At 74.1% G+C, this 16641-nt stretch carries 14 protein-coding genes; 7 read left to right on the plus strand and 7 right to left on the minus strand.

The window, feature by feature from the left end:
- Window positions 1-80: 80 nt before the first annotated feature.
- Window positions 81-1055 (minus strand): hypothetical protein, encoded by a 975-nt coding sequence (locus ACZ3IJ_RS11910; RefSeq protein ID WP_467467533.1) that lies wholly within the window; start codon window positions 1053-1055, stop codon window positions 81-83.
- Between the two features lie 298 nt (window positions 1056-1353).
- Here ACZ3IJ_RS11910 and ACZ3IJ_RS11915 point away from each other — a divergent pair, with 298 nt between their 5' ends.
- The 5 genes from ACZ3IJ_RS11915 to ACZ3IJ_RS11935 all read left to right on the plus strand — a co-directional run bounded on the left by ACZ3IJ_RS11915 (window position 1354) and on the right by ACZ3IJ_RS11935 (window position 6943).
- The gene (locus tag ACZ3IJ_RS11915; RefSeq protein WP_467467534.1) at window positions 1354-2802 is read left to right on the plus strand and encodes an FGGY family carbohydrate kinase; all 1449 of its coding nucleotides are present in this window, start codon (window positions 1354-1356) and stop codon (window positions 2800-2802) included.
- Window positions 2799-4259: an FAD-dependent oxidoreductase gene (locus ACZ3IJ_RS11920; protein ID WP_467467535.1), complete on the plus strand. Its 1461-nt coding sequence runs from the start codon at window positions 2799-2801 to the stop codon at window positions 4257-4259. The genes ACZ3IJ_RS11915 and ACZ3IJ_RS11920 overlap by 4 nt, the downstream gene beginning before the upstream one ends.
- On the plus strand, window positions 4244-5482 hold the full coding sequence (locus tag ACZ3IJ_RS11925) for an FAD-dependent oxidoreductase (protein WP_467467536.1): 1239 nt from the start codon (window positions 4244-4246) through the stop codon (window positions 5480-5482). Before ACZ3IJ_RS11920 ends, ACZ3IJ_RS11925 begins: the two co-directional genes overlap by 16 nt.
- Before the next feature lie 211 nt (window positions 5483-5693).
- Window positions 5694-6428 carry a D-Ala-D-Ala carboxypeptidase family metallohydrolase gene (locus tag ACZ3IJ_RS11930; RefSeq protein ID WP_467467537.1) on the plus strand — a complete coding sequence of 245 codons (735 nt, stop codon included), beginning with the start codon at window positions 5694-5696 and terminating at the stop codon, window positions 6426-6428.
- A gap of 23 nt (window positions 6429-6451) precedes the next feature.
- Window positions 6452-6943: an NUDIX hydrolase gene (locus ACZ3IJ_RS11935; protein ID WP_467467538.1), complete on the plus strand. Its 492-nt coding sequence runs from the start codon at window positions 6452-6454 to the stop codon at window positions 6941-6943.
- Here the strand turns inward: ACZ3IJ_RS11935 and ACZ3IJ_RS11940 are convergent.
- Window positions 6940-8067, minus strand: coding sequence for an AI-2E family transporter (locus ACZ3IJ_RS11940; RefSeq protein WP_467467539.1), 1128 nt, complete (start codon window positions 8065-8067; stop codon window positions 6940-6942). The two genes, ACZ3IJ_RS11935 and ACZ3IJ_RS11940, sit on opposite strands and share 4 nt — an antisense overlap.
- A 169-nt stretch (window positions 8068-8236) precedes the next feature.
- Here ACZ3IJ_RS11940 and ACZ3IJ_RS11945 point away from each other — a divergent pair, with 169 nt between their 5' ends.
- Window positions 8237-8482 carry a hypothetical protein gene (locus ACZ3IJ_RS11945; protein WP_467467540.1) on the plus strand — a complete coding sequence of 82 codons (246 nt, stop codon included), beginning with the start codon at window positions 8237-8239 and terminating at the stop codon, window positions 8480-8482.
- Window positions 8483-8559: 77 nt separating this feature from the next.
- Here the strand turns inward: ACZ3IJ_RS11945 and ACZ3IJ_RS11950 are convergent, their stop codons facing one another.
- Together ACZ3IJ_RS11950 and ACZ3IJ_RS11955 are read right to left on the minus strand one after the other, a co-directional pair.
- Window positions 8560-9783, minus strand: coding sequence for a cytochrome P450 family protein (locus tag ACZ3IJ_RS11950; protein ID WP_467467541.1), 1224 nt, complete (start codon window positions 9781-9783; stop codon window positions 8560-8562).
- 85 nt (window positions 9784-9868) lie between these two features.
- The gene (locus ACZ3IJ_RS11955) at window positions 9869-11770 is read right to left on the minus strand and encodes an NAD-binding protein (protein ID WP_467467672.1); all 1902 of its coding nucleotides are present in this window, start codon (window positions 11768-11770) and stop codon (window positions 9869-9871) included.
- A gap of 257 nt (window positions 11771-12027) precedes the next feature.
- Between ACZ3IJ_RS11955 and ACZ3IJ_RS11960 the strand changes: the two genes are divergently transcribed.
- Window positions 12028-13425, plus strand: a complete 1398-nt coding sequence (locus ACZ3IJ_RS11960) for a D-alanyl-D-alanine carboxypeptidase family protein (protein ID WP_467467542.1) — start codon at window positions 12028-12030, stop codon at window positions 13423-13425.
- A gap of 104 nt (window positions 13426-13529) precedes the next feature.
- Here the strand turns inward: ACZ3IJ_RS11960 and ligA are convergent, their stop codons facing one another.
- From ligA to ACZ3IJ_RS11975, 3 genes are all read right to left on the minus strand, one after another.
- Entirely contained in the window at window positions 13530-15653 is a 2124-nt protein-coding gene (gene ligA / locus ACZ3IJ_RS11965; protein ID WP_467467543.1) for an NAD-dependent DNA ligase LigA, read from the minus strand.
- A gap of 119 nt (window positions 15654-15772) precedes the next feature.
- Window positions 15773-16096: a plasmid stabilization protein gene (locus ACZ3IJ_RS11970; RefSeq protein ID WP_467467544.1), complete on the minus strand. Its 324-nt coding sequence runs from the start codon at window positions 16094-16096 to the stop codon at window positions 15773-15775.
- Between the two features lie 62 nt (window positions 16097-16158).
- Window positions 16159-16509 (minus strand): DUF3040 domain-containing protein, encoded by a 351-nt coding sequence (locus ACZ3IJ_RS11975; RefSeq protein ID WP_467467545.1) that lies wholly within the window; start codon window positions 16507-16509, stop codon window positions 16159-16161.
- Window positions 16510-16641 lie beyond the last annotated feature (132 nt).

Genomic DNA, 16641 nt, shown 5'->3' on the forward strand with positions numbered 1-16641 from the left:
TCCGGGGGTCGGGGGTGGGGGGTGGGGGCAGGACGAGCGGGTCCTGGTCGGGCGGGGCGCAGCGGGCGGGGCCCCTGCGGTCATGGTTCGAGACAGCGGGCACGGGCGCGCACGAAGACGTCCGTGGCGAGGTCGCGGTCGTCGGGGCGGTCGGTGCGGCAGGCCCAGGGCAGCAGGGTGTAGTAGGGCCCGAGGGCTTCGAAGACGCGGGCGGCGTCGGTGAAGTTCTGGGCCCCGAAGAGGGCGTGCGCCAGGTGGTTGAGGTCGAGGAGGGAGGCCTCGTCGGTGGCGCAGAAGAGGAACCAGTGGTGCAGGGCCCGCTGGGCGTCCCGCAGTGCGTCCTCGGCGACCCAGTGCAGGTCGAGGGCGTGCTGGTGGCCGCGGTCCCGTCGGTAGCGCTCGACCCGTACGTAGAGCGGCAGGGCGTGCAGCGCGGATCCGGTGGGGGCCGAGGCCGACGCCCACTGGGCGTAGTTGACGGCCTCGGAGAGGGAGCCCGTGTGGCGGGCGTAGAGGAACTGCAGCATCCGGTGGTGCGCCTCGCGGTTCTGCGGGTCTCTCCTGTCGACCTCGGCGAGGAGCCCCCAGGGGCCGGGCGGGAGAAGGGGGGCGGGGGGCGTGAGCCGGTGCTCCGCCATGCGCTGCCGGTCGTCCAGCGCGGCGAGGGCGAGGAGGCAGATCCAGGGGACGGGGTCGGCGGGCGCCCGCTCGGAGGCGTCGCGGCAGGCGGTCCAGGCCTCCTGCCAGAGTTCGCGGGTACGGGGGTGGCCGCCGCGGTGGGCGCGTACCGCCCGCTCGACGGCGACGCGGGTGGACATCACGGTGGCGGAGACGCTGTCCGGCTGCTCGGTCCGCCAGGCCTGGACGACGTCGCCGGCCGCGGCGACGGTGGCGAGCACCTGGGTACGGCGCGTCCAGTCGGCCCAGCCGGACGTCTCGTCGAGTAATCGCGCCGTCGACACCCAGCGGCCGGTCCGCAGGTCCTGGACGGCGTGACGCAGGGCGTGGTCGTGGCCCGCCGGATGGTAGACGGGCCGGAAGCCGTGTCCAGCCATCAGGGAGCGGGGCGTGCGGTGGGTGACATGGGTCCTCGGTGGGTGAAGGGGGTGGTCAGTCCCCCGATGGGCATCCCGGGCCGTTGATCGGCGATCACTATAGGGTCCACTGGACGCGAGCGATCCTCTTTCGGATCTGACCGTAACTATCCGGCCACGGACCGAATATGAACATGCGTCATCTCTTTCGCCGAAGCCGACGGAGCCACCACGAGCGGCTTGACGAGAGGGAGCCCGTGCACCAGTCTTGCCGGTTCCGCGATCAAGGCCGCTGACTCTTCGAGGACGGGAGTACGAGATGACGGGCCCGGTGCTCGCCGTCGACCAGGGAACGTCGGGGACCAAGGCGCTCGTCGTCTGCCCCGAGCGTGGTGTCATCGGGACCGGCTCCGCGCCCGTGCGGCCCCGCTACCTGCCCGGCGGACTCGTCGAGGTCGATCCGGCGGAGCTGTACGGCTCCGTGGTCGCCGCCGGACGGGCCGCGCTCGCCGAGGCGGGCACCCCGGTCGCGGCCGTGGGTCTGGCCAACCAGGGGGAGACCGTCCTCGCGTGGAACCCGGCGACGGGCGAGCCGCTCACCGACGCGATCGTGTGGCAGGACCGCAGGTCCGCCGACATCTGCACCGAACTCTCCTCGCATGCAGCTGAGTTGAGACGGCGGACCGGGCTACCGCTCGACCCGTATTTCGCCGCTCCCAAGATGGCCTGGATCCGTCGGCGTCTCACCGGAGCGGGCGTGGTCACGACGAGCGACTCCTGGCTCGTCCACCGGCTCACGGGCGAGTTCGTCACCGACGCCGCGACGGCGGGCCGGACCGGGCTGCTCGATCTCGACACGGTGTCCTGGTCCGCCCCGGCCCTCGACCTCTTCGGCCTCGGCGGTGAACGGCTCCCCCGCGTGGTCGACGCCGACACGGACGTCGGGACCACGACCGCGTTCGGACCGGCGATCCCGCTGACCGGGCTCCTCGTGGACCAGCAGGCGGCGCTCCTCGCCCAGAGCGTCACCGCCCCCGGCGCGGCCAAGTGCACCTATGGAACCGGGGCGTTCCTGCTGGCACAGACGGGCGCGACTCCGCGCCGGGGCGACTCGGGGCTCGTGAGCTGTGTGGCATGGCGGCTCGCGGGCCGGACGAGCTACTGCCTGGACGGCCAGGTGTACACGGCGGCGTCCGCCGTCCGCTGGCTCACCGACCTCGGGGTGCTCTCGGGAGCCCGGGACCTCGACACGGTGGGCGCGACGGTGCCGGACAGCGGCGGTGTCACCTTCGTCCCGGCGCTCGCGGGCCTCGCCGCGCCCTGGTGGCGGGGCGACGTCCGGGGCTCCCTGCACGGTCTGGGCCTGGACACCACCGGCGGGCACCTGGTGCGGGCGCTCTGCGAGGGGATCGCCGCCCAGGTCGTGGAGCTGGCCCGCGCGGCCGCTTCCGACCTCGGCCGCCCGCTGACCTCGCTGCGCGTGGACGGCGGGCTCACCCGCTCCGCGCTGCTGATGCAGACGCAGGCCGATCTGCTCCAACTCCCTGTCGAAGTCTCCGCGTTGCCCGACGCCACGGCGCTCGGGGTCGGCGCGGTCGCCCGGCTCGGGCTCGACCCCGGCCTCGCCATGCACGACGCCGTACCGGAGTGGAAGCCGTCGGCCGTCTACGAGCCCGCCACGACCGGTGCGGAGGCAGACGAGCGTCTGGAGCGGTTCCGTTCGGCCGTGGCGGCGCTCCTCGACGCCGGGGGGTCGTCGCCCGGATGACGGCGGAACCACGGCCCGGGACCGTCACCCGCAGGGGCGCGCTGCCGGACACCTCGGCACCGGGCGCGGCGTACGACGTCGCCGTGGTCGGCGCCGGAGTGGTCGGCTGCGCGCTCGCGCGCGAGCTGGCCCGCCGGCCGTTGCGGGTCGCGCTGGTCGAGGCGTCCGGCGACGTCGGCGACGGCACCTCCAAGGCCAACACCGCGATCCTGCACACCGGTTTCGATGCCGTGCCGGGCTCGCTGGAGGCTCGGCTGGTACGGGACGGCCGACGGCTGCTGGCCGACTACGCGCAGGAGACCGGCATCCCCGTCGAGCCGGTCGGCGCGCTGCTCGTCGCCTGGGACGAGGAGCAGTCGGCCGCGCTCCCCCGTCTCGCCGAGAAGGCCGCACGCAACGGGTACCGGTCCACGCGCGTCCTGGGCCGCGGGGAACTGCGCGCGCGGGAGGCCCGTCTGGGGGAGGGGGCGCTGGCGGCGCTCGAGGTCCCGGACGAGTCGATCGTCTGCCCGTGGACGACGACACTCGCGTACGCCACCCAGGCCGTACGCTCCGGGGTCGACCTGCATCTCAACTGCCGTGTGGAGAGGGCCGATCCCGGGCGCGGAGCCGACGCACCGCATCGGCTGGTCACTCCCCGCGGAGTGCTGCGGGCCCGCTATGTGGTCAACGCCTGCGGTCTCCACGCCGATCGCTTCGACGCGCTGTTCGGCCGGGCGGACTTCACCGTGACCCCCCGGCGCGGGCAGTTGATCGTCTTCGACTCGTTCGCCCGCTCGCTCCTGTCCCACATTCTGCTGCCGGTGCCCGGCGCGCTCGGCAAGGGCGTGCTCGTCGCGCCGACGGTGCACGGGAAGGTCCTGCTCGGTCCGACGGCCGAGAACCTCGACGACCGCGCGGCCACCGAGTCGACGGCGGAGGGAGTGGAGGGCCTGCTCGCCCAGGGCCGCCGCGTCCTGCCCGCGCTCCTGGAGGAGGAGGTGACGGCGGTCTACGCGGGCCTGAGGGCCGCGACCGAGTACGACGACTACCGGTGCGCAGCGCATCCCACGCTGCGGTACGTCACGGCGGGCGGCATCCGGTCCACCGGTCTGACCGCCTCCCTGGCGATCGCCGCGCACCTGGTGGAGCTGCTCGCGGAGAGCGGGCTCGTCCTCGGTCCGGAGCGGCCGCTCGCCCGGGTCCGGATGCCGAACCTCGGCGAGGCGTTCCCGCGCCCGTACCGAGATGCCGAACTCATCTCCCGGGACCCGGAATTCGGCTCGATCGTCTGTCACTGCGAGCGGGTGACCCGAGGCGAGATCCGGGACGCGCTGGCCTCGGCCGTTCCCCCGGACTCGCTGGACGGGCTGAGGCGAAGGACGCGGGCGCGGGGCGGCCGGTGCCAGGGGTTCTCCTGCGGGGCGACGGTCCGGTCGATGTTCGAGGAGGCGAGGCCGCCGTGGCCGGAGCGGTGAACCGGGTCGTCGACGTGCTCGTGATCGGTGCGGGGCCCGCGGGCCTTGCCGCAGCCGCGCGACTCGCCGTCGCCGGAGGGGGGCAGTACCGGATCGAGGTCCTGGAGCGCGAGCGGGAGGCGGGTGGCGTCCCGCGGTACTGCGCCCACGGCGGTTTCGGCCTGGCCGACCTCGGGCGGCCGCTGGACGGCCCGGGGTACGCACGTCGACTGTCCCGTGCGGCGGTCCGGGCCGGCGCCACCCTCCGTACGGGCGTCTCGGCCACCGGGTGGTCGGGGCCGCTCGCACTGGACGTCACGGCCCCGACGGGCCTGGAGAGGATCACGGCCCGGGCGGTGCTTCTGGCGACGGGCGCGCGGGAACGGCCGCGCAGCGCACGGCTGGTGCCTGGCACACGGCCCGCCGGAGTGCTGACGACCGGCGAGCTCCAGCAGTCCACCCATCTGTACGGGGTACGGCGGGAGCGCCTCGGACGGCGTGCCGTGGTGATCGGTGCCGAGCCGGTGGCCCACCACGCGGTGCGGGCGCTCCGCGGGGCGGGGGTGGACGTGGTGGGGATGGTGACCGAACAGCCTCGTGTCCCCCGGCGGTTCGGGGGTCTGGTTTCCCCGCCGCTGCTCACCGGGACGACGGTGGCCGAGCTGCTGGGAAGAGGCCGCCTCGCGGCGGTCCGCGTGCGTCACACCGACGGACGGACCGGCACGATCCGCTGCGACACCGCCGTGTTCACGGGCGACTGGATCCCGTGCCACGAACTGGCCCGGTCCGGTGGGGCGTCGCTGGACTCCGGTACGCGCGGACCCGCGATCGACGACGCGTTCCGTACCGGGTCGGCGGGGATCTTCGCGGCGGGCAATGTGCTGCACGGGGTCGAGTCGGCCGGCGCGGCGGCGGCCGAGGGGCGTGGTGCGGCCGATGCCGTGCTGCGGCATCTGTCGGGAGAGCCTTGGCCCGTCTCCGCGGTGCCGTTGACGGCGGAGGATCCGGTGGCGTGGGTGGCGCCGAACCGTGTCGTCGGCGCGGTGGCCGGGCGGCCGTTCCTGGTGCGCGTCCGCGAGCCGCTGACCCGCCCGGTCGTGGAGGTCGGCCAGGACGGCCGGGTGCTCCACCGCGCCCGTCTCCCGGGCACGGCGTGGCCGCACCGTTCCGTACGCCTGTCCGCCGCGTGGGCCCGCGAGGTCGATCCGGCGGGCGGGCCGGTGGAGGTGCGGGTCGCGCGCTGAACGGACGGGCGGGGCGGCCTTGAGCGGCTGAGCCCCGGAGCCCCTGAACGCGCCTGGCCTGCCAGTGGCCTGATCCACTGGCAGATGCCCCGCACCGTTGACCGGCTGGCCACCTCACCCCATCCTCATGGTCATGTTCATGACCGACAGTTCCGACGGAGGTCCCGGAGCACCCCGGAATCCCGTCCCCTTCCCACGACACGGAGGTGTCATGGTCCGGCGCATGGTCAGATCCCTGCTCGCCACGGTCCTGGTGGTGGTCGCCGCCCTCACGGGCACGGTCGCCGCCTCCGGCACCGCCCACGCCGACGCCTGCTACACCTGGGGCCGCACCCTGTCCTCGGGCATGTCCGGGGCGGACGTGACACAGCTGCAGATCCGCGTCGCCGGCTACCCCGGCTACGGCGGAGTGCTCGCCGTCGACGGCTCCTACGGGCCTGCCACCAAGGCCGCGGTGACCCGCTTCCAGCAGGCGTACGGGCTCGCGGCGGACGGTGTCGCCGGTCCGGCGACCTTCTCGAAGCTGTACGCCCTCCAGGACGCGGACTGCACCCCGATCCACTTCACCTACGCCGAGCTGAACAAGTGCAACGGCGACTTCTCCGGCGGCGCCGTCAGTGCCGCCACCGCCAGGTCCAACGCCCTGCGCGCCATGTGGAAGCTGGAGGCGCTGCGGCACGCTCTGGGCGACGTGCCGATCTCCGTGAGCAGCGGCTTCCGCTCGTACTCCTGCAACTCGGCGGTGGGCGGGGCCTCCGACAGCCGCCACCTGTACGGCGACGGGATCGACCTGACGGGGTCGCCCTCGCTCTGCACGCTGGCCAAGCAGGCGCGCAACCACGGCTTCAACGGGATCCTCGGCCCCGGCTACCCGGGGCACGGCGACCACGCCCACGTGGACACCCGCGGCTCGCGTTTCTGGTCGGCGAGCAGCTGCGGGATCTGAGCCGCTCGGCCACACTGTGGCGTATGCCGGACAAGCGCAGTGCTGGGCTCCTTCTCTTCCGCGGTACGGCGGACGGCGGCTTCGAGGTGCTCATCGGCCATATGGGCGGGCCCTTCTGGTCGTCGAGGGACGTCGCGGCCTGGTCGATCCCGAAGGGCGAGTACGGCCCCGAGGAGACACCGGAGGCCGCCGCCCGCCGCGAGTTCGAGGAGGAGCTCGGCCTGCCCGCGCCGGACGGCGAGCGGATCCCGCTCGGCGAGGCGCGGCAGGCGAACGGAAAGACCGTCACGATCTGGGCGGTCGAGGCGGACCTCGACCCGACCCGGATCGTGCCGGGCACCTTCACCATGGAGTGGCCGCGCGGTTCGGGCACCAGGCGGGAGTTCCCGGAGATCGACCGGGTCGGCTGGTTCGCCCCGCCGGCGGCCGCTCCGCTCCTCGTCGCGGGCCAGCGCGTCTTCCTCGAACGGCTCACCGCGTGGCTGGACGAGCGGGCTGCCCGCGACTCACCCTAGGCCGGCACGGCGGTGGTCTCCGGTTCGTCGGTCTCCGGTTCGTCGGTCTCCGGGCGGGTCGCCGGTTCGGAGAGCTGTTCGCGCACGTAGTTCCAGACCACCGCGATCAGCGCGGCCACCGGCACCGCGAGCAGGCTGCCCACGATCCCGGCCAGGCTGCCGCCCAGGGTCACGGCCAGCAGGACCACTCCCGCGTGGAGGCCGAGGCCCCTGCTCTGGATCATGGGCTGGAACACGTTGCCCTCCAGCTGCTGCACGACGACGATGATCGCGAGGACGATCAGCGCGTCCGTCGGGCCGTTCGACACCAGCGCGATGAGGACGGCGACCAGGCCGGCGAAGAGCGCACCCACGATCGGCACGAACGCGGAGACGAACGTCAGTACGGCGAGCGGCAGGACCAGGGGCACGTCCAGGACCCAGAGCCCGAGGCCGATGAAGACGGCGTCGAGCAGGCCGACGAACGCCTGGGACCGCACGAAGGTGCCCAGCGTGTCCCAGCCGCGCTCGGCGACGGCCGGCACGTCGGTGGCGAGCCGCCCGGGGAGCTGACGCGCGAGCCACGGCAGGAACCGCGGACCGTCCTTGAGGAAGAAGAACATCAGGAAGAGGGCGAGGACGGCGGTGACGACGCCGTTGAGCACCGTCCCGAGCCCCGAGGCCACGGCGGTGACCACACTGCCGACGCTGTCCTGCACCCGGGCCATGGCGGTGTCGAGGGCCCCGGAGATCTGGTCGTCACCGATGTTCAGCGGCGGACCGGCCGCCCACTCGCGCACCTTCTGGATGCCTTCGACGACGCCGTCGGCCAGTTCGCCCGACTGGGAGGCCATCGGCACCGCGATCAGGGCGACGATGCCCGTGACGACCAGCAGGAACAGGACGGTCACGGACGCCGCGGCGAGGGCAGGAGGCCATCCGTGCCGGCGCAGGAAGCGGGTCACGGGCCAGGTGAGAGTGGTGAGGAACAGGCCGACTATCAGCGGCCAGACGACCGGCCACATGCGCCCTACGAGCCAGAGGGTCACGGCAGCCATCAGCAGGACCAGCAGTGACTCCGCGGAGACACGTGCCGCGGTGCGGAGCGCGGCGGCGGCTTTGGTGGAACTCAACGTGGCAGACATGAGGTCACCCTATTGAGCCCGCGGCCGCCCTCCGGATCCGCCTGCCCCGACCGGTGGCCCGTCGTCCGGCCGCAGGGCTCTCCGGCGTCACGGCGGCCGCGCTTGCGAGCTCGTTGTCAGACCCGTACGAGAGGGTGGAGGCCGCCAACCTGTCGAGAGGGAGCCCGACATGACCACCATCACCGTCCGTGAGCGAGCCGCAGCCCAGGCGTACCTGCGTCTGCTCGAGTCCACGCAGGCCGTGTTGACCGATCCGCACCTCGTTCCCTACGCGGCGGCGATGCTCACCCACCCCATGGCCGAGGCCGACGAGGCGCTGCGGGCCGCGGGTCTCCTGGGGAACGAGGCACATCTGCTGCGCCTCGTCTCGGCCCTGCGCGCCTCCCCCGCGGGCGACCTCGGCCGGGCGGGGTGAGGCGGCACGACCACGGCCGTAGGGGGACGCGGGCGCAGGCGCGGGCGCGGGCGCAGGCGCAGGCGTGCGGGGAGGCGCTAGCGCAGGCGTACGGGTAGCGCGCGGACGCTGTTGCCGACGAAGCTCGCGTGCCGCGTGAGGGCCTCCTCGGGTACGGCGAGGTCCAGATCGGGGAACCGGGTGAAGAGCGCCTCCAGCGCGATGGCCGCCTCCATCCTGGCGAGGGGGGCACCGAGGCAGTAGTGGGGGCCGTGGCCGAGGGAGAGGTGCTTGGCCGCGGGGACGCGCGTGATGTCGAAGCGGTCGGCGTCCGGGCCGTGCGCCGTCGTGTCCCGCCCGGCCGCCGAGTAGCCGGCCAGGACCGGTGTCCCCTTCGGGATGAGCGTGCCGTCGACGGTGAGGTCGCGGGTGGGGTAGCGGAACGGGAAGTAGCTGACGGGGCTGTCCCAACGCAGCGTCTCCTCGACGGCGTCGGACCAGGCGGCGGCCCCTTCGGTGAGGTGGGCGAGCTGGTCGCGGTGGGCGCAGAGCGCGCGGACGGCGTTGGTGACGAGGTTGAGCGTGGTCTCGTGACCGGCGATGATCATCAGGACGAGCGTGCCGATGAGTTCCGGCTGGCTGAGCCGGTCGCCTCCCTCGTCGCGGGCGGCGATGAGGGCGCTGGTGAGGTCGTCGCCGGGCCGGCGGGCCCGGTCGGCCGCGATGGCGGTGAGGATCCCCAGGAGCTCCCGGTTCGCGGCCATGACCTCCTCGGGGCCGATGTCGGTGGCGACGACCTGGTTGGAGAGACGGTGCAGACGGTCCTGGTGCCTCTCCTCCACACCGAGGAGTTCGCAGATGACACCGAGCGGCAGCGGCAGGGCGAAGTGGCGGCGCAGGTCGGCGACTCCGTCGCCCTCGCGGGCGGCCTCGTCCAGCCGGTCGAGGAGCCCGGCGGTGAGCGTCTCGATCCGGGGCCGCAGCGCCTCGACCCGGCGGGCGGTGAACGCCTTGCCGACCAGCGAACGGAGTCGGCGGTGATCAGCGCCGTCGGCGGTGGTCATGCCCTGGACGGTGGCGAAGGTGTGCAGCGGCCATCCGTCGGGGACACGGCCCTCGGCGAGCGCGGTGAAATGCCGGGCGCCCTTGCCGACCTCGGGATGGGCGAGGAAGTCCCGCAGCGCGTCGTGGCCGAGGACGGCCATGCCCTCCACCTCGCCGGGCAGGACGACGGGGGTCACGGCGCCCTGGGCGAGGAGGCGCGCGTTGGCCGCGTGGGGGCAGCCGCCCGTGGGGTCGAGGCGGTGGGGCGTGGCGTTCATCGGGTCACTCCTCAAGGCGGGGACGGGCCGAGGCGGCTCACGGGCGGTCAGATCCTACGGCGCGTGGCGGCGGCCGTCGTGGGTGTCAACTCGGCCTGTGCCGGACGGAGTCGGGCCCGGACTGGCGAGGCGGCCGAGGGTGGCGTCCGAGGAGCTCGGCGAGACCGCGTCGGGTGGTGGCGACGAGGACGCGGTCGCCGGCGGCGAGGACGCGGTCGGGCTCCAGCTGCCAGACGAGCCCCGCGCCGTACCTGCCCAGGGGCGCGGAACCGGTCGCGAGGGCGATGACCCGCCAGGCCCCGGGGCGGAAGGCCTCGGCGATCGTCCGGCCCTCCAGGAACGGGTTCTCCGCCGCCTCCACGGCCGCGAAGAGCAGCACCCGGCGCTCGACCGGGATGGCGCCCAGGATCTGGCGGCCCATCATGGCGCCGGCGAAGGCGGGCGCGGCCAGGTGCGAGACGCTGCGGCTGCGGGTCAGCGCCTCGGGGTGGGCGGCCCGCAGCGTCCGGTACACGGCGGTGGCGAAGTCGTCGTCGTACAGGCGCAGGGCGACCCGCAGGTCGGGCTTGACGGAGCGGGCGGACAGCGCCGCTTCCAGGTTGGTGATGTCGATGCTGGTCAGCGCGAGCAGTGCCTGGGCGCGGTGGATCCGGGCGGCCTCCAGCACGCCTTCGTCGGTGACGTCCCCGATGACGGTGGGCACGCGCAGCCTGCGGGCCAGGGCGATACCGCGCGCCTCGGGGTCGGACTCGACGCAGACGACGGGGATGTCCAGGCGGCGCAGCCGTGCGAGGACACGCGTGCCGACCTTGCCGAGCCCCAGGAGGACGACGTGGCCGGAGAGCCCGCGGGGCGGGCGGCGGAGCGAGGTCGCCGTGCGGAAGGTGCCGAGGGCCTCCAGGATGCCGGCGATGAGGACGGGCATCAGGAGGAGCCCGACGAAGCCGGCGAGGATCTGCAGCACCTGCCGGCCGGTCGTCTCGTCGACGGCCGGGTCGCCGATGGCGAAGATGTCGAGGAGGGTGAGGTAGGCCGCGTGGAGGGGGTGGTCGCCGGTGGTGAGCCAGGAGGCGAGGGCGATGGCGGCGACGGCCGCGGTCACTCCGGCGAGCGACCAGCGCAGGCGCCGGGAGAAGAGCGAGCCCACCGGCAGGGCGGAGGCGCCGAACCGCCTGGGCGGCAGGGTGGGTCCGGCGTAGCTGATCGCCTCGAGGGCGACCGTGCCGCGGCCGGGGGCGGCCGCGACGGCCTGGTCGTCGGGGAGCAGCAGCGGACCCTGGGCTCCGCTGCGCTCGGAGCCCTCGACGCCCGCCGGGTCGTTGGTGGTGGCCGAGAGCAGCGCGAGCGTGCAGAGGCCCGGGTCGGCGGTCTCGCCACGGGCGGGCGGGGTGCGTTCGACGGCGTGCAGGAGCAGGCCGCCGGCCTGGACGACCTTGCTGGTGCCGGCGACGGCGGTGGCCGCGAGGGCGGGGGCAGCGGTGTCCGCGTCGGAGAGCACGGTCGTGGCGGCGTCCAACGCCTTGGGATCGAGGCCCGGCTCGGCGACGGCGGCGGCCTGGTCGAGGAGTGTCTCCAGGTGCTGGCCGAGCTTGCGGTTGTAGAGCCGGATGACGAGCCGGAGCCTGGGGTTCAGGCGGCGGGCGGCGAGCGCGGCGCGGATGTTCGTCTCGTCGTCGTCGTGGACGAGGGCGAGCGCGGCGGCCCGCTCCACACCGGCGTCCAGCAGCACCGCGTCGTCCACCTCGCTCGTCTCGACGACCCGCACGGACCGGCCGGCCTCGGAGGCTTCCCGTGGCTCTCCCACGGGGGTCCGCGTCATGACGGCCGTCACCCGGCCGAAGAGCGAGGCGGCGCGCCCCGGACGGCCCGTGTGCTGCCGGGGGGCGTCGCCGCGCGCGGGCACGAGCAGCGTGATCCTCTCCCCGTAGACGTCGTGGAGTTCGCCCGCGAGTCGGTGGGCGAGGACGTCGTCCCCGCAGACGATCATGTGGCCGGCCGGGGCGGTTCGCGGCTGCCCTTCGGACCGGATCGCGGGTGCGCCCGAGGGGGCGCCCGGGAGGTCCGACGTGGGCGGCCGCGGCGCGGGCTCCGGCGGAACGGGCATGCTCTGGTACGGAAGTGAGGACACGTCACCAGCATGCCTTGCGCGTACGACGGTCCGGGCATCGCCCGAATGCCACCCCCTGTACGCCGGTCGGCGCACTTCGATCTGCGGGTGTTCCCCGCGCTTTCTACGGTGGCTGAATGATCGTCATGTCAGCTGTCCGCCATGCGGCCGCCGGCGCCGCGGCGCTGCTGCTCGTGCTGCCCGCACCGGCGGCAACGGCCTCCACCGTCACCGAACCCACGCCCCCTGTCGAACGTCTCATCGATCCCGCCCGGCTGTACCGCTCGGGCACGCAGGTCCAGGCCCTCCGGGGTGGACCCGACGCGCCGGACGGCATCTCCGCGCTGTCCTGGGTGGTCGCGGACGCCTCCACGGGCGACGTCCTCGCGGCGCGCAACGCGCATCGCAAGCTCCCTCCGGCCAGCACGCTGAAGACGCTGTTCGCCGTCACCGCGCTGCCGCGCATGGACCAGGAGGAGCGCCACACCGTCTCGGAGTCCGAGCTGGAGGGGATCGGCAGCGGCAGCAGCATGGTCGGGGTCCAGGCCGGATACACGTACAAGGTGTCCGACCTGTGGAACGGCGTCTTCCTCAGCTCCGGGAACGACGCGGTGCGCGTGCTCGCCGCGATGAACGGCGGCTGGGAGTCCATGGCCCGTCAGATGCAGGAGAAGGCCCGCGCGCTGGGGGCGAACGACACGCGCGTGGTCTCCCCCGACGGGTACGACGAGCCGGGCCAGGTGTCCTCCGCCTACGACCTGGCGCTCTTCGGACGGGCCGGGCTGCAGGATCCGGCGTTCGTCCGGTACTGCTCGACCCGGTACGCGGACTTCCCCTCGGGCAACTGGTCGTACGGCATCCGCAACACCAACCGGCTGCTGACCGGGGACAACGGGGTGGGCCGCTATCCGGGGCTGATCGGTGTGAAGAACGGCTACACCAGCGGCGCGGGGAACACGCTCATCGCGGCGGCGCGGCAGGGCTCGCGGACGCTGGTCGTATCGGTGATGAACCCGCAGTCCGGCGGTGGGCTCGCGGTGTACGAGGAGGCGCGGACGCTGCTCGACTGGGGCTTCGAAGCGGCGGGCGAGGTCCGGCCGGTGGGCTCGCTCCTTACCGGGGCCGCACGTGACAGGGCGAAGAACCGCCCGGAGACGAAGCCCGTGAAGGGGGCGGGCGAACGGCCCGTCGGGACGTCCCCGGCGAGCCCCGGCGTGAAGGCCGCCGGCGGCTCCGCCGAGAAGCCGGCAGGAGCCCCGGGCGAGAAGTCCGCGCCGCAGGCGAGTGCGGGAGCCCGGCCCGGAGCGGGCGGGTCCACCGGCACCGAGGGGCGGCCGGGCGCGGCGGTGTCCGAGGACGTGGGCGCGCTGAGCGCCCCGGGGAGGACCGTGTCCCGGGAGGACCTTCCGTCGCGTCCCTGGGCGGGCCTCCCCCTGGCTCTCGTGGGCGCGTCGCTGGGCGCCGCGCTCTCGCTCTGGGTCTGGCGACGCCGGTCGACCGGGCGGGGCGACGGGGGCGCCGACGGGGGCCTGTGACGGCCGGTCGTGCGGCGAATCCTGAGGCGCCGGGGCCTCGCCACAGGCCCCGGCGCGGGCCGCACGGCCGGCGCTCGGTCACGCCCCCGGTCAGGGCGGGAGGGTCACGCGGGCAGGAAGTCGCCGAGCAGCACGGCGAACTCCTCCGGGTCCACCAGACGGATGCCCAGCTCCTCGGCCTTGGTCCGCTTGGACCCGGCCTTCTCGCCGGCGACGACCAGACCGGTGCGCCTGGAGACGCTGGAGGAGGCCCTGCCCCCGGCGCGCTCGATGAGTTCGTTCATCTCGTTGCGGCTCAGCGCCTCCAGCGGCCCGCTCATGGCGCCGGTGACGACCACCGCGAGGCCGGCCAGCGGGCCCGCCGCCACGCCGGAGGGGGCGTCGGAAAGGGCGTCCGGACCCGGGGCCGGGGCGTCCTGCTCCGTCGCGGACCCGGGCGGGGGCGGCGGGGTGGCTCCGGGCTCGGTCATGTTGACCCCGGCGGCGACCAGTTTGTCGACGATCGCGCCCAGCTCGGCCAGCTCGGCGACGATGACCGGGGCCTTCTCGGCTCCGATCCCCTCCACCTCGCGCATCGCCTCGGCGTCGGCTGCCCGGATCGCGTCCATGGTGGCGAAGTGCCGGGCTATCCGACGGGACATGGAGCGGCCCGTTCCGCGGATGCCGAGGGCGCACAGGACCCGGGCGAGGGGGCGGCCGCGCGCGGTGGTGATCGCCGCGAGAAGGTTGTCCGTGCTCGTCTCGCCCATCCGCTCCAGGCCGAGCAGCTGCTCGCGGGTCAGGGTGAAGAGGTCGGCGACGTCGGCGACGAGGCCCGCCTCGACGAGCTGGACGATGCGGCTCCCGCCGAGGCCCTCGATGTCGAGCTGGTCGCGGCCGACGGCGTACGCGAGGGAGGCGACGAGGTGGCAGTCGCGCCCGCGGGCGCACCGCCAGCGCTGCTCGCTGCGGTCGATCTCCGAGCCGCACTGCGGGCAGGCCTCGGGGAAGTCGATGGGCTGCTCCTCGCCGGTCCTCAGCTGGGCGACGGGTGCCTCGACGCGGGGGATGATGTCGCCCGCCTTGTAGACCATCACGTGGTCGCCGATTCTCAGGTCGCGGCGCGCGATGTCGGAGGGGTTGTGCAGCGTGGCGTAGGTGACCGTGCTGCCGTCGATGTCCACCGGCTCCAGGACGGCGCGCGGCGCGATGATGCCCGTACGGCCGACGTTCCACTCGACGCCGAGGAGGCGGGTGACCTTCTCGACGGCGGGCAGCTTGTACGCGATCGCCCAGCGGGGCGCACGGGAGCCCTCGCCGGCCTCGCGGCGGTCGGCGGCGAGATCCGCCTTGACGACGATCCCGTCGATGCCGAAGGGGAGCTCCGCTCGGAGAGCGGCTATCTCCTCCACCCGGGCGAGGACCTCGGCCACGCCGGTCGCCCTCCGGCCGGGGACGGCGGTGGCGCCCGAGGTGTGCAGGCCGAGGGCGACGGCCCGGGCGAGCAGCTCGCTGTGCGCCGCCTCGTCGAGTCCGGCCGTGCTCGCCGCACCCTCCCCCGGGGCGTCCAGCGGCAGCATGTCGTACGCGAAGAAGGTCATCTCCACCCGGTACGGGCGGTCCTTGGCGCGCAGGGTGCCCGCCGCCGCGTTGCGCGGGTTGGCGAAGGGCTCGCCGCCGTGGGCGACCCGCACCGGGTTCGCGGCCTCGAACTGCTCGGTGGTCATCAGCACTTCGCCGCGGATCTCGACCGTGACGGGCTCGCTGAGCCGCTCCGGCAGTCCGACGATCGTCCCGACGGCGTGCGACACGTCCTCCCCGGCCGTGCCGTCACCTCGGGTGATGAGCCGCGCGAGCCGCCCCTCCTCGTAGCGCGCGGCGATCGCGAGGCCGTCGAGCTTGGGCTCGACGCTCCAGCGCTCGACGCTCCGTCCGATCCTGCGCTCCAGGGACGCGGCCCAGGCGGTGAACTGCTCGGCCGAGAAGACGTTGTCGAGCGAGAGCATCGGCCGCGTGTGCGGCACGTCGCCGACGGCGGCGCCCCCGGCGACCTTCCCCGTCGGGGAGTCGCTCCGCACCTCGTCGGGGTGGTCGGCCTCCCAGACGGCTATCGCCCGCGCGAGCCGGTCGTAGGCGTCGTCGTCGAGCGGGGACGTGCCGCCCGCGTAGTAGGCGGCAGCGGCTTGCTGGGCGTCCTCGACCGCACGCGCGTACGCGGCGGCATCGGCGAGAACCGGAGTCGTCGTCATGTGTCCATCGTGCCGGGCACCACTGACAACGGGCGCTGGCGGCCAGGGGCCCTCGTCGCGGGTGAAGGTCCTCGTGGTGACGGGTCCCGCGACAAGGGGCCTCGCCGCTCCCGCCGAGCTCAGTCGCCGAGGGAGCGCTTCAGTTCGGCCTTGTTCATCGACGAGCGGCCGTGGATGCCGCGCCGCTGCGCCTCGGCGTAGAGCTGGTCGTACGTGGGCCCCTGCGAGCCGCTGTGCGAGCGCTGCCCGCCCCGCTTGGAGGACGACATGTCCTGGGTCGAGCTCTTGCTCGCCGTCTCGGACTCGCCGGAACGGGCGCGTTCCTTGTTGACCGTCCGCGCCGCGATCTCCTTGGCTCGCTTCGTGCTCTCGCCCCTGTCCAGGGCGCTGTCCTTGATGTGCTCGTACTGGCGTTCGCGCTTGGGGCTCGATCCACGCGGCATGACGTGCTCCTCTCCGGTGTGGGGTACGTGCGGCGGCGGACCCGGAGGGCGGCGCCCGGGCGTCAGGGGGGCCAGGACCTCGGCTTCAGCCGTCGGGACCAGCGGACGACGAGACGCAGCAGACCGGACAGGGTGATCACCCAGACGGCCGCGAAGGCCCAGATCAGTGCGGGCTCCGCGGTCGCGACCGCGAGCACCAACAGGACGAGGGCCACGGCGCCCAGCAGGGTGACGGCCACCGCCTCGCGGCGGCCGGCCGGACCGTGGCCCGGCCGTCCCCGTATCCGGGAGCCCGCGCGCCTCGCGCGCATGGTGCGGAGGCCGCGCTCCAGCGAGGAGTCCTCGCCGAGCGCCTCCTCGATCTGGGCCAGGACGCGCCGCTCGCGTGGCGAGAGACCGGCTTCCTCGTTCACCGGGCACCTCCCGTCCCGACGCCGATTCCGTTCCGCCGTGCGCGTACCCGTAACGGGCGTGCGGACACACGCCGACCGGGGAACGCGACGGTAGAATCCTGAGCGAAACCGAGCATGTACGGACATTCTCGT

The organism is Streptomyces sp. NPDC013317 (assembly GCF_055563155.1).